We start from the raw sequence: 14,655 nt of genomic DNA on the forward strand, positions 1-14,655 counted from the left end.
CTTATTCAGAAAAGAGGTAGAACGCCGCTGGCTTCTGCTCCTTGAGCAGTGCCTCCATCGCCTTCTCGGTGGGGATGGCCTTGATGATCTCAACCAGCTCGGGAGCCTTGACCACTTCAACCCCCTTGGGCACCACGGGAGCCTTGCCACCCCAGCCGGATCCTGACCCTGCGCTGCCGCCGGCATTCAGCTTGATGGCGGGGCCGACCAGCTTGATGCCGCTCGGATCAACCTTCACGAAGCTGCCGCCCCCCTTGAGGGTGATCTCGGAGCCTGCCTCCAGCACCAGCTTGTCGCCCACCTTGATATGCACTTCCTGCCCGGCCTCCACCAACAATGACTGGCCGAGCTTCTGATGCATGCTGGCATCCACGGTCAGGGAATAGTCTGCCTTGATCTGGTCGCGCTTCTCCCCCTCCACTGTCAGGTGGTCATTGGCCTTGATGCGGGTCACCCGCTCATTGTCGATGTCCCTGTGCTCGTCGTGCTTGATATGCCAGGCGGCGTCGTTTTCGATGAGCAGGTTCAGGTCTTTCTGACCGTGGATATAGATCTCTTCCTGCCCCGCCTGGTCTTCGAAGCGCAGCTCGTTGAACCCCTCCCCCTGATGGGTTTCGGTGCGCAGCACTGTGCGGGTCTTGTTGGCCGGCAACTCGTAGGGCGGCCGATTGGTGGCATGGAAGGTGCGGCCCGTGATGATGGGCTGGTCCGGGTCCCCTTCGAGGAAACTAACTATCACCTCGTGGCCGATGCGCGGGATAGCCATGATGCCGTACTGACCGCCCGCCCAGCCCTGACTCACCCGCACCCAGCAGGAGCTCATATCGTTGCTAGAACCGTAGCGGTCCCAGGGGAATTGCAGCTTCACCCGGCCGTGCTCGTCGCAGTAAATCTCCTCCCCTTCAGGCCCCACCACTATGGCGATTTGCGGACCATCCACCATGGGCCTGGCCGGCATCAGCGCTCGCCAGGTGGTGCTCGCCTTCACTACGCCAAATTCGTTGTGATAGACGGTGGGGCCGCTGCCTCCCTCCTCTTCCAGCGCCTGTGGCTGCAAGCCGGTGTGGCTGATGCGCACCACTTGCCAATCGGTGTTGAGCGCCCCGTTCGGGTGTTCGGTGAGGGCGAAGGTCTGGCCCGGCAGCAGGGCCGCGCAGTTGGACTTGCCACTGCCGGTGACGGCATCGTTACGCAGGGCATCGAGTCGGTGCTGGGCAAAGGCCTTGCCGCTCGGGTCCAGCTTGTAGCGGCCCGGGTAGTCGAAGTGCTGGTAGGTATCGCGCTGGTGCGCAAGCTCTGCCCCCATCTTCTTGTGGGAGAGGCCGTAAGCCGGGGTCTTGAAGCTGTAGTCTTTGAGCTCCACATCCGAGGGGCGCACCGCCTCGCGGTAGTGGAACTGGCGCACATAGGGGCCCTGTTCCAGTGAGCGGTTGCCCAGGTTGAAGAAGAGCTCGGGGCCGGCGGTCAGGGCCGCCGCATCGTCGGCAAAGACGATGCGGTGTTTGCCCTGCTCGAACTCGTGGAAGTAGAACACCCCCTCTTCCGCGGCGAGGCGATTGACGAAGTCGAGGTCGCTCTCCCGGTACTGGACGCAGTATTCCCGTTTGGCGTGCTCGTTCTTAAGCGCAAAGGCGTAGTCTGTGATGCCGTGCTCTTGCAGCAGGATGCTGAGGATTTCGTCGGGCTTCTGCGCCTGGAAGATGCGGGAATTTTGGCGAAGGGAGAGCCGCCACAGGGCCGGTTTAACTTCAAGGGTGTAGCGGGTACGGCGAAAGCCGCTGTCCCCTTGAGCAAAATCACTCACTACCCCGCACACCCGCCGTTGCAGCTCGCCGTTGTACCACACCAAGAGCTCGCAGGGCTGGTCCAGCACGGCGCCGAAATCCACATCGGGCTCAGGGCTTGCCAGCTCAAGGCGCAGGCGAAATGGCTGGTTCAGCCCCTCGTCCAGGGCAAACTCCGCCACCACAAAGGTGCTCTCGGGCAGGGCCCCCACCTTGACGGTAAATTGTAATCCTGTGCTGTCTGCCATCAGTGACTCCTTATCCTGCCTGTCCGCTGCCAGAACCAATGACAACGCCGCCGCAGCCGATGGCGGTGCCGGTCACTGCGATGGGCTTGCCATTGACCAGTACCGAGCCGACGCCCCCCGAGATGCTGCGCGGATGGGGGGGATTGTTGGGTTTGTCGTGGGGGGCCAGCGGATCCCCCTGCCGGGCCACCGGCTTGCCATCGAGGAACACATCGGGGCTGGCGGCAATCACCGGGGAGGGGTGAAATCCCTCGTGGTCGGTGCCTATGTCACCGAGCAATGCAATGGAAGGGCACATCTGGATTCTCCGTGTGGGCAAGGGCGCGCCACGGATGACGGCCCTGCCATGGCTCCTGCCCACCCGGGTGGGCAGGAGGCGTAAATGCACATTGGGGTGGCTGTCCAGCAGCCTCCATGCCAACGCAAATGACGCGAAAATATTGTTTTATATCAGTCAATTACAACCAACTACTCCGACCATGACGCAGCGCACTGCAATGGATGGCACAAGAGTGCGCGAAAACATGGCAAAACTTTGCCCACATAGAGAATTTATCTATTCCTTGCGCAATATCTTGCTCGGGGCAGCATGATCACCCACCAATATTGCCTTGCTGCAACTGATAGAGGCGGATATTGAGCGCCTTCAGATCGTTCTCCAGCCCCTTCAGATCCGCCGCAGTGATGGGCTCCCGGGCTGCCCTTCTCGCCTCCAGCTCATCGAGGCGCAGGCTGAACGGAATGTTCTGCATCAGGTTCTTCTGCACCTCGTAGAGCTGGGACTTGAGATAGGAGATGGTCACCGTCTTGCGCTGGCGCTCCAGCTCCAGCAGTTGATCCAGCAGGGCATCCACCCCGGCGCGGGCATCCAGATAGGTCGGCACGCCGAGAGCGTCGCCCTGCTGGCCAGCCAGCGCGCTCTGCCACTGCTTGTCGAGCGACTTGACCGCCAGCGAGTCGGGGTAAAGCATCTGCAGCGAGGCACGCAGTCCCTCGCCATAGCGATACCAATAGAGCGGCGAGGTCTGCTCCAGCCGGGCAAGCTGGCTCTGATAACGGGCCACCAGATCGCTCTCCATCCCTTGCAGGGCCTGCTCCCCCAGCACGATGCGCGCCTGACGGATATCGTCATAGCTAAGCGCCCTGGGCAACTCGGCGGCCGGCTGTTGCAAGCGCTGGGCGACCACCATCTTCTCCTGCTGCTGCTGCTGCCAGCCGAGCCAGCCCATCACCGGCAGGGCGCAGCTGAGCAGGCCGCAGCCAAACCAGAACCAGGCAGGACGCTGTTTGCGATGCTGCTCAATCTTGAGCACTGTTGGTTTGACCTGCCCCTTCTCCCGGCCCACCAGTATGCTGCCCTGGGGCAAGTGCCCGGTCGCCAACCCGGCAGAAGCGCCCTGGTCGCTCTCCATATCCGACTTGAAGAAGACCATGGGCGGGATCTGCAGCTCATCCTTGAGGCCGGGCTCATCGGAGACGATGACGATCTCGGTCTCGTCAAAGAGGTGGGTATAGCCCTCGATGAAGTGCACCAGGTTCTCGACCCGGGGAATGCGGCTCAAGCCCGCGTTGTGCAGCTTCTCGCTGATGAGCTGCAACGCCCGCTCGCAGCGGTAGACCAGCCGCTTGTCCTCGTGGCTGATCTGGTACTGGCGAATGACGTCGCTGATGCGGGCGATGAACCAGTCCAGCATCTCGATGCGGGCCCGCTCCTGATGGACCGGCGGCCAGAAGCTATCCCACTGGGTCACGATGAGGTTGGCGAGAAACTCGCACCCCTCGGTAAAGCCGCTCAGGCCCTGCAGCCGTGAGCGCGCCAGGGTGAAATAGATGGCGGTCTGCAGATCCACCCCGTGCTTTTCGAAGATCTGGCTCGCGAGCTGATGGATCTTGAGCCAGTCCACCTCGGGACGGGAGGCGTGGCTGAGCTTGTTGATCTCCGCTCGCAGCGCCTCGTATTCAGGCAACATTCTGGGGTCGCGCCCCACTTTCAGCGCCTGCTGACCTTGTTGATTCTGTGACATATCGGCTTCCAAAATGCGGGGGCACTCTGTCCCCCCGACTCGATCAATAGAGGGATTCAGGCAATCTGAACTGGCTGAACAGGCCGCCGGTGAAGGGGTTCTGCGCGCTGTCGGTATAGACGCGATAGGTCATGGACCCCTGATCCACCGGGAAGCGCACATCGAAGGTGGCCTCGTTGACCTGGGTCAGCTCCCCCTTGTCCATCAGGCGGAACATGGCCCAGGGGCCGACGAAGCCTTCGCTGCGCGGCGAGCGCTCGCGGGCAGCCGGCACCAGGGTGATCTTGCTCTCGGCCCCGTCGCGCATGGTGTTGGGCCACACCAGCGGGATCTTGGTGCGACGACCGTGGGCGTACTCCAGCAACTGGCCATCCAGGTTCAGCACGCTACGCCGCTTGTTGGCGGTGAGCTCTATGGGCTCGAGGGCAAATTGCACCTCCAGGTTGCCCTGCTGACTGAAGAAGATCTGGCGGATGCGGGCGGCTCTATCCAGCTGTTTCACCAGCTCGGCCTGGATGGGCGAGCTCAGCTCCCCCTCCATCAGACCGCTCTCCACCATGGGTTTGAGATTGACCTGGTAGAAGCTGTCCAGGGTCCCGCCCGGCGCGAAGAAGCGCTCCATCTCGGAGAGGGGCACATCCTTGGCGGAACCGGGTTCGAAGGGATAGCGCCCCGCCAGCTGGCTGTTGAACGGGGCCAGCACCTTATCCTGCCACTCCTGATTGAGGGAGGACATGGCGAGATCGATGACCAGCCGCGAGCTCTGATCGGATAGTTGCCCCACCCAGCGATCCAGCGGGGCCGGCAGGCCACGGGCATACTGCTGCAAGGCAAACACGGGGTCTGCGTACTTGTTGGTCAGGCGCAGCTGCACCGCCTTCAAGGCCGACTGGCCCGGCTCGGTGGCGTTGACGATGAGCTCCAGATAGTGCTGCAACTCCACCAGCTTCTGGTTCACCTCCGAGATCAGCGGGCCCTGCTCACCCCGGCCAGCCAGCGCCGCGTTGGTGGCCATGAAGGGGCGACCGATGCGGGCCGTGATGGCCTGCGCCGGATCCCCTTCCACGTCGGAGATCTTGCGAATGCGGGTGTTGTCATCGAGGGCCGCCAGCACCCGCTGGAACGGCTGATCGTTGCCTGTGATGGCGGAGAGCACGTCCAGTGCCTGCTCCGGACTCTCCAGGGTCTGCACGTCCAGATTGGTCAGCAGTTTTTGCCACTGGTTGACGTAGTCGGTGACGTAACGCTCATTGACCTGACGGGTGATCTCCTTGCGATCCGCCTCGCTCAGCTGAGTCAGCTTGCGCTGGCCCAGCACCCAGGCATCCATGGCGGTGAGATCGATCAGCGTCTTGTCCTGCTTCTGGAAGAAGTCGCTGAAACCGGGCCAGGTCAGCAGACGGGGCACCTGGCCGGCGCTGTCGCTGCGCAGGGCAAAGACGGTGTCGAAGGTGGGTCCCACCTCGTCGCGCACGTAGAGATCCGGCGGCAACACATCATTCGCCTTCACCACCAGGTTCTGGTAGACCCGCTGATACATGGGCAGCTTGCCAAGCTCGCGCTGGGCACCATAGATGGGCTCCTTGAAGGGTACGAAGGCGGTGATGGCCCCCTGATCCCGGGCCGCACGGGCGCCGTGCCAGTCGGTGTGATCGAGGGCGTAATCCAGATGCCCTATCAACTGCTCCTGCACGGCCCCCTGCCCCGGGAAGGCCTGCTGCCAGCGGCTCGCCATGTATTGTGCCACCAGCTCCTTGTTGCGACCCGATGCATCGTCCAGCATCCGCATCACCCGCAGTATGGCGAGTTTCTCCTCGCTGCCCGCCGGTGCCTGCTCGAGATCCGCCAGCAGCCCCTGCATCTGGGCCGGCAGGAAGCGCAGGCTCAGCAGTTGCAGATAGGAGCCCTCCACATAGGGGCCAATCTCGTCCCCCTGATAGAGGCCAAGGTCGGCCACCAGCGGGGTACGATCGCGGTAGTTGCCAAAGGAGAGGGTCGCCTCGCGAATGAGATTGAGGCGCGGCAGCTGGCTCACCCCGAAGGCGTGGGCGTCCGCCACCTCGTTGGTCTCCATGAAGGCCTGGGCCTTGGTCAGCACATTGCGACCCGCCTCCTCGTTGACCCTGTAGAAGTGGTGCCAGCCACCGATGAGGGTCGCCGAGAACAGCGACAGGCAGCTCAGACCGATGGCCATGCGGCGGCGGCGATAGAGGGTGTGCAGCCGGTTCTCCCCGGCCAGATGGGCCTCGGGGAAGATGATGGAGGAGAAGAGCTTGCGCACGAAATAGGTATTGGACTCCCCGCGCAGGGCCGAGTGAATGGGCTCCGGCAGGTTGTAGCGGCGGGAAGCCGCCTGGGCGAACGCATCGAACGGCACCCCTTGCTGATAGACGGAGCTGATGTAGACACCGCGCACCAGCAGCGGCTTGCTCTCTTCTATGGCAAGGGTCTCGTCGAGCAGGCTGGTGACATAATCCTTCAGCCCCGCCAGCTGGCGCACGAAGGAGAAGAGCGCGCTGCGCTGGGCGGCATCGAGCCGGGCCAGCATCAACTCCGGCAGATTCTGGTTGAGGTTGTCCACCCACTGATCCCAGAACAGGGCCAGATCCTGCTGCCAGGATTGACCGTCACCGGGTTGGAAGGTCACCCCCAGCACGGCCTCGCGGGCCTCCTTGTCAAGCTGCTCATATACAACGTCGAAGCCGCGCAGCAGGTCGAGCTTGGTGAAGGTGACATAGAGCGGCAACCGGGTGTTCATGGTGGCCGACACCTCCTGCAGGCGTGCGCGCATCAACTGGGCGTAGGCCTTGCGTTCGGCCACGCTGGCGTGGGAGAGCCAGGCCAGATCCACTGTCAGTACCAGGCCGTTGAGGGGCTGACGACGACGATGTTCGGACAGCCAGGTCAGCAGGTGCAGCCAGAGCCGCTCGTGCTTGCGCGCCAGAGGCTCCAGCTCGGGTTCGGACTGGGACAATAGCTCGCCGGCGGGATCCAGCATCACCGCCTGCTCCCCCAGCCAGCAGTCCACCAGCTGATCCTGCGCCACGTCGCGCAGCTCGGTGTCGAGCCTGGGATTGAGCTTGTTGGCCGGGTTGGCACGGTGAATAAGGCTGCTCTTGCCGCTGCCGGGCAGCCCCAGCACCAGGTACCAGGGCATGGCGTAGAGCGCCCCTTTGCCCAGATGGGTATTCAATGCCTGCAGCCAGCGTTCGAGGAACAGCGCCTGCCTGTCGAGCAGCCCCTTGACCGGATCCTGCTCCAGCACCACCTCGTGCTGGCGCTCGGCCTTGAGCTGCTGCATCTTGCGCCACATCCGCCAGGAGAGCACCCCCAGCAGCAGCCAGAGCCAGAGCAGGGTGAACACCACCCGCCCCCACAGCGGCGCCAACGGCTTGGCGTCACGGATCTCGAGGCGAGGGCCCAGCCACCACGCCAGGATCAGGGCAAGCGCCCAGAGCACCACACCGAGCAGAGGCCAGGAGGGTTTCAATTTCGGCAGCTGTTGCCTTGACCAGGTAAATATGGTTTTGAACATAAAATGTGATCCAACTCCGACTCAATGACTCATTTCGGCACTTATTTCGACAACGGGGTCACCTGGCTCTCCAGGCGGCTGACCAGCCCGGGTTCCCAGTGCGACAGCCCAAGGCGATCTGCCTCTTGCCACAAGTGTTGATAGTGCTGACGCGCAAGCGCCTCCATGCCTTCCTGTGCCAACAGCTCCGCCTGCACCAGCTGGGCGTGAAAGCGATCTCTTGGCTCCTTCATCTGCGCCATACGTTCATCGAGCAGGGCCAGGGCCGCAGCCACCCCCTGCTCCCCATGGCGCTGGGCTATCTCTTCGGCCAGACAGGACTCCCCCTCGCCTCCCCCACCACCCCTGACGGGTTGCAGCCAGCGGCCACATTCGGGGGAAAGGAAGGGGCTGCCGTCACTGAAGGCGAGGTCCCGCAAGGCCGGCAGACGCTGCAAGAAACCATCGAGCTCCTCTGCGATGGCCTTGGCCACGGCGGCAAATCCCAGCTTCTGGGCCACCTCTGCCGAGAGACGATGCCCCTCGAACCAGTAGGGGGCCAGGGTCAGGCTCTGCTCGATGCGCTGCCAGAGCCCCTGCTCGGGGGTGCTCATGGCGGCGCGATATTCATCCACCATGTCCACCGACATGGGGGCCAGCTGGGTTTTGTTGTCCCGGGCCACCATGGGCGGAGTCGTGATGCCGGCCCAGATGGCGTGACGGCGCAGGCGATAGCCCACCGCCGCCTCCGGCTGGCGCTCGATGAGCAGATCCGCCACCTTGAGCTGGGTCTGGCGCCAGGCCCTGTCATTGGAGCTGTCGATCTCGACGCCGGATCCCTTGGTGCTGCCACTGAGCACCATGGAACCCGCCATGCCGGTAGCGGCGGCCGTCGCCACGACGGCGCTGCTCCCGGGTAGCACACCGGTATCCGCCTGGGCCTGGGCCACCTGCTGACGCTGGGCCCGCTTCAACCCCATCAGCAGGGGATCGAGCAGCTCGCCCTTTTCCGGACACAGGGCCAGCCAGACCCGCTCCAGCTGCTCGGCCTGGGCCAGCAACTGGGCCAGCTCGGCCGCCGAGGCGCTGTCACTCACCCGTGGCAGCGCCCCCTCGAAGCGCTTGACGACTTGCACCATCAGCCGCTGTTTCTGGCTGGCATTGCCGGGCCAGGCCAGCAGCCAATAAGCCTGGATCCAGGCTTCCAGCAGACTGAGCGCGGCCCCCATGGGAGTCGCCTTGGCCGGGTGCTGCAAACAGCGCAGCAACTGGGCCAGCACCCGCATGTCCTTGGTACGGCTCTCCAGCAATCCCAGACAGGCTTCTGCCACCGCATTGAGATCCACCTGGCCATGGGCCAGGGATCCCAGCTTGACCAGCTCTGTCTCCACATAGTCCCAGCGCGGCTCGTCGGCCAGCACGGCGCCTCTCGTCTGTTCATCCGGCAAGGGGGTGAGCAGCCGGGCACACCAGGGGTGTTGATAGCTCATGACGCCCCCTACCAGCGACACTGCTGGCGCAGCGGCGCCAGCGCTTCTTTCAGACCGCTCAAGTCGACCCGCAGCACGACGCCGTTGGCCGCCTTGACCTGCAGCTCGCGATGGCCAATCCAGCGCTTGAGCTCCTCGATGGCGGGCAGGCCGCGGCCATACTCCAGCAGCATTCCCTTGTCCCGGATAAACCAGCCCTGGGCGCTGTTGCCGGGGGAGCCGTCGAGCGCTATCTGCACCTGCTCGCCGACCCAGGGCGCATCGAGCCGCAGGCGGATATGGGTGATGCTGTCGACGCAGCCTATGGCCAGGGTCGCCCCCCGCAAGGCGGGACGGGTGAGCGTCTCGCTGCCGCGCCCCTCGTCGCTTTGCAGCAGGAAGGGTGGGCTGTCAGGGGTACGGCCCTGCTCCTGATCCCGGATGGCTTGCCAGGCGGCAGACATAGCCCCGGTGCCAGACTCTGTGTCGGGGCCACTGCCAAGGGCGTCATAGCAGGCGAGCCGCACCAGGGGAGAGGGTTCGCGGCGGCACTGTTGCCAGCCGTGCATATCCAGCTGCGGCGCCGCGCTGCCGGCAGCCAGCAGCAATAGGCCGAGGACGCTCATCAATTCACCTCCAGTTTCTGGCACTTGTGATCCAGGGTGCGCTTGGGAATGTTGAGGCTCTCGGCCACCAGCATGCGGTTGCCCTGGAAGTGGCGCAGGCGCGCCTCGATGACGGAGGCTTCGTACTGCTGCATGGCCCGGCGCAGATCCCGGATATGGTTGTAGTCGTCCATCGAGGCAGGCAGCTCCACACAGACCCGCTCCCGCAGCTCAGGCGGCAGCGCCTCCAGCACCACCTCTTCCCCGTGGCGGGTGTGGGCACAGGCCACCTCCAAGAGGTTGCGCAGCTCTCGCACGTTGCCGGGGAAGTCATAACTTTGCAGTTGCTTCAAGAACTTGCGCTGCAACCCCGCCAGGGTCTTGCCATCCTGGGCGGCAAACTGGGCCATGAAGTGCTGGCACAGCAGGGGCACGTCGTCCATGTGCTCCCGCAAGGGAGCAATCAGCAACAGGCACTGGCAGAGCCTGTGGTAGAGATCGGCCCGAAACTGCCCCTCCTCCACATGACGGCTGAGGGGCTGATGGGTGGCGGCGATGAGGCGAAAATCGGAGTGGTACTCCTGCTCGGCCCCAAGGGGCCGGTAGCTGCGGGTTTCCAGCACCCGCAGCAGCTTGGCCTGCATGGCGGCGGGCATGTCCCCCACCTCGTCCAGAAAGAGGGTGCCGCCATTGGCCTGGGCCACCAGCCCCGCTTTGTTGGCCAGCGCCCCGGAGAAGGCTCCCTTCTGGTAACCGAACAGCTCGCTCTCGATGAGGTTCTCCGGGATGGCGGCGCAGTTGATGGCGACGAACGGCTTGGCCGCGCGATCCGAGCACTGGTGCACCAGGCGGGCCACCACCTCCTTGCCGCTGCCGGTCTCCCCCTGAATGAGCACTGTCAGCTTGTGCTGACCCGCCAGGCTTATCTGCTCGCGCAGCCCGCGGATCACCGCCGACTGGCCGACCAGCTGATCGCCGAGCAGCTTCTCATGCTGGCGCAGTCGCTCTCCCTCCCCCTTCATCTGGCGCAGGGAGTCTCGCAGCACGCTCTGATCCCGGCGGCTGCGCCCCAGATCCCGAATGAGGGTGAGCTGGTTGCAAAAGACTTGGGACAGCTGTGCCAGCTCGGGGCTCTCCGCCCACCCCTGCAACACAGCCCCCTCATCCATCATGGCCAGCACGGCGAACGGCTTGCCGTTGCCGTCCAGAAGCGGCAAGGCATGCAGGCCGCAGTGCTGACCGAGATTGCCCAGCAGGGCGCGAAATCCGGCGTGCTCTATGCGGGCGCCGCCATGGAGGGAGTCCCAGGTGCGGGACTGGGCCTTGTGCAGCACATAGGCGAGCGGGTGGGAAAAGTCGTCCACCGCCAGGGCCAGGGCAACCGCCTGCCCCTTGACCCAGCCGGTGCATTCGAGCTGGCGTCCGCTCACATCCAGCATGCCGAGCAGTATCCCCTTGGGCTGGAAGCTGGCGTCCAGGGTCGAGCTCCACCAGTGGCACAGGTGCTGTTCGTCTCGCTGCTGGGTCAAGGCGAGGGCAAAGGCGAGGGCTTGTTCCATGGTCAGCCCTCCACCTCGGCCACGAACTGATGATCGGCCACCGAGAAGCGGACGCACTTGATGGGTTCACCGGCCGAGAGACGCTGCAGCAGTTGCAGGGAGACCGGAGGCAGCAGGGCACCGTCGATGACGGACTCCAGCATGCGGGCGCCGTTCTCGCTGCGATTGGCGCGGCGCAATATCTCCTCGGCCACCTCCTCTTCCAGCACCACCTCGGCGCCAAAGCGCTCCTTGAGCAGCCTGACCAGTCGGTTGAGCTTGCCGCCGACGATTTGCACCAGGGTATCGTGACCGAGCGGCAGGTAGGGGATCACCTCCATGCGCGCCAGCAGCGCCGGCTTGAAGAAGGCGGCGAGCTCCGGATAGAGGGCATCCAGCAGATCGTCGGGCTGCTCGGCGTGATCCACTATGGTCTGGAAGCCGAGGTTGGAGGTGAGGAAGAAGACCACGTTCTTGCAGTCGATGATGCGCCCTTCCCCGTCCGCCAGCTCGCCCTTGTCGAACGCCTGATAGAAGAGGTTGAGCACGTCCGGGTGCGCTTTTTCCACCTCGTCCAGCAGCACCACCGAATAGGGCTTCTGACGAATGGCCTCGGTCAGCACGCCCCCCTCGCCAAAGCCGACATAGCCGGGAGGCGAACCGATCAGGCGCGAGACAGTGTGCTTCTCCTGATACTCGGACATGTTGATGGTGGTCAGATACTGGCGACCGCCAAACATCAGCTCGGCAATCTGCAGCACGGTTTCTGTCTTGCCGACCCCGCTTGGTCCCACCAGCAGGAAGGCCCCGAGCGGTCGGCCCGGGCGGCGCAGGTCGGCGCGGGCGGTCAGCAGGTGCTTGTGCAGGTGGGCCACCGCCACATCCTGCCCCTTGATGAGGGAGCCAAGGTACTCCGGCAGCCGGGTCACCACGTCCAGCTCCCCCTGGGAGATGCGATTGAGCGGCACCCCGGTCCACTCGGCGATCACGGCCGCAATCTGGGTCTTGTCGACGTGAGCGGAGACCAGCACTTCTCCTTGCTGCAGGGCGGCCAGCTCGCGCTCCAGCCCGGCCAGCGTCTCGGCGGCGGCTTGCAGATCCAGCGGCGCATCGGCGAGATCCAGCGCCTCTCTGGCCAGCATCTCATCCTGCTGATCGGCGAGCAGGGCGGCGCGCAGCTCGACTATCTGGTGCACTAACCCTTGCTGCTGCTGCCACTGGGCCTCCTGCTCGGCCAGCGACTCGCGGCAAGCCTGCTGGGCGGCCTGCAACTCGGCCAGGCGCTCGGCGTTGTCGCCAAGTCCTATCAGGCTCTGACGCTCCAGCTGGCGGATCTCCAGCTCACGCTGGCGCAGCGCGTTTTGCAGGTGGCTGACCGCGCGCGGCGGCGTGGTCAGGTTGATGGCGACCCGGGCGCAGGCGGTATCGAGTACGTCGATCGCCTTGTCCGGCAGTTGACGGCCGGAGATGTAGCGGGCGGAGAGCTGGGCGGCGGCTTGCAGCGCCTCCTCGTCGATCAGCACCCCATGAGCCTTCTCGTAGATGCTGCGCAGGCCGCGCAGTATCACTGTGGCTTCATCGGCATTGGGCTCGCCCACCTTCACCAGCTGGAAGCGGCGCGACAGGGCCGCGTCTTTTTCCACGTATTTCTTGTATTCGCCCCAGGTGGTGGCGGCTATGGTGCGCAGCTCCCCCCGGGCCAGGGCCGGCTTGATGAGGTTGGAGACATCCAGCCCGCCCGCCTGATTGCCGGCCCCGATCAGGGTGTGGGCCTCATCGATGAAGAGGATGACAGGACGCACCGAATCCTTGACCTCCTGCATCACCCCCTTGAAGCGCTTCTCGAACTCCCCCTTGACCGAGGCCCCCGCCTGCATGGCGCCAAGATCCAGCGTCATCAGCTCCACATCACGCAATTTTTCCGGCACCTGACCCGCTACGATGCGCAGGGCCAGCCCCTCGATGAGGGCGCTTTTACCGACGCCCGCCTCCCCCACGACTATGGGGTTGTTCTTGCGACGACGAGAGAGGATGTCGATCATCAGATCGATCTCGTGATCCCGGCAAAGCACGGGATCCAGGCTGCCCTGACGGGCCTGTTCGGTGACGTTGACGGTGAAGCGGGCCAGCAGGCTGGCATCGGCTGGCAGGGCGGCCTGAGTCGAGGTGCCGTTTGCAGAAACGGTAACTTGGGTCTCGGCGGAGTCTTTCACCCACTCGTCGAACTGCTGACGCAGCAGCTCGCGATTGACGTTGGCCAAGAGCCGCGTCACCGACCCCGGCAGGTAGCGCTGCGGAGTCATCAAGAGCACCAACAGCATGACGCCGCTGCGAAGCTGGGCGTGTTGCAGCTCGGCCGAGGCCAGCAGCCAGCTGTCTTGCAGCCACTCCACCAGGAGCGGCGAGAAGGAGGGGTACCCCTGGCCATAACCGCTGTCGGCGCTCGAGGGTTGCAGCAGTGTCTTGAGTTCCTCTACCTCCACCCCGGCCATTTTCAGGATCTGGCGCACATCGCTGAGGGGGGTCTCCAGCATCTTGAGCAGCAGGTGCTCGATGCGGATCTCGGCCCCCTGATGGTTGACGCAGAGGGCCGCAGCCTCCTCCAGCATGTGACGGCAGATGGGGTTGAGTCTTTCCACCAGTACGGGTAGCTCTATACGAATCAAGGCGTGCTCTCCTTAAGTATTTATTTTAATAATTCGCCCAGTTGACGCAGCACGTCCTGGGTCTGGTTATTGAGTTGGTGGTGATAGAGGCCAAAGATGATGGCCAGGATCAGGGCCCCGCCCATGAACAGGCTGCGCAGGGAAACCTGCTTGCGCAGCTGGTAGCGGGAGGCCTGGCGACCGAGGTCGAGGTGAAACACGCTGGGGGCCTCGCCACCGACCTCGGGGGCCAGCTGCTTGTGCAACTGCCTGACGATGCGCTCGAATTCGTCCCGTCCCTGGCTCATCACCTTGTAGCGCCCCTCGAAACCGAGGCACAGGCACAGATAGATGAACTCCAGGATGTCGCGATAGCGCACCGGATCTTCCTGCAGGCGGGCCAGCAGCACGAACACCTTCTCGCCGCCCCAGGTCTCGTTGTGAAAACGGGTCAGCAAGGAGTGTTCAGACCACTCGCTCTGGCTGCCCCAGTCGCGACCCATCACGGCCTCGTCGATGAAGGTGCAGAGGATGTAGCGAAACGAGAGCACCACCCCGTTCTCGTAGCCCTGGGCCATCAGCTCCTGCTCAATGGCCTGGATCTCGGTCACCACCCGCTGATAGAGCTCGGGCACCCTGTCGTGGCGCGACAACAGGCGCACCCGCTGCACCAGCCCCAGCAAGGGGGTCACCGCATCTATCATTGGGTTGATGCTCTGGCCGCGCAGGCGGAACCAGTGGTCCGAGTCCATGTCCAGCTGCTCGGCATGATCGAACAGCAGGTCGCTCAGTTGCTCGTTCTTGATAATGTCCGTGGTCATCTTTGCT

General features: G+C 64.1%; 9 protein-coding genes. All 9 read right to left on the minus strand.

Annotation, left to right across the window (positions count from 1 at the left end):
- Position 1 precedes the first annotated feature (1 nt).
- The 9 genes from tssI to icmH all read right to left on the minus strand — a co-directional run bounded on the left by tssI (position 2) and on the right by icmH (position 14,648).
- On the minus strand, positions 2 to 2,032 hold the full coding sequence (gene tssI / locus ACFWHB_RS13075; protein WP_395948601.1) for a type VI secretion system Vgr family protein: 2,031 nt from the start codon (positions 2,030 to 2,032) through the stop codon (positions 2 to 4).
- A gap of 10 nt (positions 2,033 to 2,042) precedes the next feature.
- Entirely contained in the window at positions 2,043 to 2,330 is a 288-nt protein-coding gene (locus ACFWHB_RS13080; protein WP_025326642.1) for a type VI secretion system PAAR protein, read from the minus strand.
- A gap of 295 nt (positions 2,331 to 2,625) precedes the next feature.
- Positions 2,626 to 4,056 (minus strand): VasL domain-containing protein, encoded by a 1,431-nt coding sequence (locus ACFWHB_RS13085; RefSeq protein ID WP_395948602.1) that lies wholly within the window; start codon positions 4,054 to 4,056, stop codon positions 2,626 to 2,628.
- 43 nt (positions 4,057 to 4,099) lie between these two features.
- Positions 4,100 to 7,591, minus strand: a complete 3,492-nt coding sequence (gene tssM, locus ACFWHB_RS13090; RefSeq protein ID WP_395948603.1) for a type VI secretion system membrane subunit TssM — start codon at positions 7,589 to 7,591, stop codon at positions 4,100 to 4,102.
- Between the two features lie 41 nt (positions 7,592 to 7,632).
- Entirely contained in the window at positions 7,633 to 9,060 is a 1,428-nt protein-coding gene (gene tssA, locus ACFWHB_RS13095) for a type VI secretion system protein TssA (protein ID WP_395948604.1), read from the minus strand.
- 8 nt (positions 9,061 to 9,068) lie between these two features.
- Positions 9,069 to 9,665 (minus strand): type VI secretion system-associated protein VasI, encoded by a 597-nt coding sequence (gene vasI, locus ACFWHB_RS13100; RefSeq protein ID WP_395948605.1) that lies wholly within the window; start codon positions 9,663 to 9,665, stop codon positions 9,069 to 9,071.
- Positions 9,665 to 11,203 (minus strand): sigma-54 interaction domain-containing protein, encoded by a 1,539-nt coding sequence (locus ACFWHB_RS13105; RefSeq protein WP_394293297.1) that lies wholly within the window; start codon positions 11,201 to 11,203, stop codon positions 9,665 to 9,667. The genes vasI and ACFWHB_RS13105 overlap by 1 nt, the downstream gene beginning before the upstream one ends.
- A 2-nt stretch (positions 11,204 to 11,205) precedes the next feature.
- Positions 11,206 to 13,848 (minus strand): type VI secretion system ATPase TssH, encoded by a 2,643-nt coding sequence (gene tssH / locus ACFWHB_RS13110; RefSeq protein WP_395948606.1) that lies wholly within the window; start codon positions 13,846 to 13,848, stop codon positions 11,206 to 11,208.
- 20 nt (positions 13,849 to 13,868) lie between these two features.
- Positions 13,869 to 14,648: a type IVB secretion system protein IcmH/DotU gene (icmH, locus tag ACFWHB_RS13115; protein WP_162519181.1), complete on the minus strand. Its 780-nt coding sequence runs from the start codon at positions 14,646 to 14,648 to the stop codon at positions 13,869 to 13,871.
- Between the last annotated feature and the right edge of the window lie 7 nt (positions 14,649 to 14,655).

Source organism: Aeromonas mytilicola subsp. aquatica (assembly GCF_044336385.1).
Taxonomy (GTDB): Bacteria; Pseudomonadota; Gammaproteobacteria; order Enterobacterales; family Aeromonadaceae; genus Aeromonas; species Aeromonas rivipollensis.

Bases quoted from the DNA above. Each gene is read 5' to 3' on its own strand.
- tssI (WP_395948601.1), bottom strand. From the start codon at position 2,032: ATGGCAGACAGCACAGGATTACAATTTACCGTCAAGGTGGGGGCCCTG.
- ACFWHB_RS13080 (WP_025326642.1), bottom strand. From the start codon at position 2,330: ATGTGCCCTTCCATTGCATTGCTCGGTGACATAGGCACCGACCACGAG.
- ACFWHB_RS13085 (WP_395948602.1), bottom strand. From the start codon at position 4,056: ATGTCACAGAATCAACAAGGTCAGCAGGCGCTGAAAGTGGGGCGCGAC.
- tssM (WP_395948603.1), bottom strand. From the start codon at position 7,591: ATGTTCAAAACCATATTTACCTGGTCAAGGCAACAGCTGCCGAAATTG.
- tssA (WP_395948604.1), bottom strand. From the start codon at position 9,060: ATGAGCTATCAACACCCCTGGTGTGCCCGGCTGCTCACCCCCTTGCCG.
- vasI (WP_395948605.1), bottom strand. From the start codon at position 9,665: ATGAGCGTCCTCGGCCTATTGCTGCTGGCTGCCGGCAGCGCGGCGCCG.
- ACFWHB_RS13105 (WP_394293297.1), bottom strand. From the start codon at position 11,203: ATGGAACAAGCCCTCGCCTTTGCCCTCGCCTTGACCCAGCAGCGAGAC.
- icmH (WP_162519181.1), bottom strand. From the start codon at position 14,648: ATGACCACGGACATTATCAAGAACGAGCAACTGAGCGACCTGCTGTTC.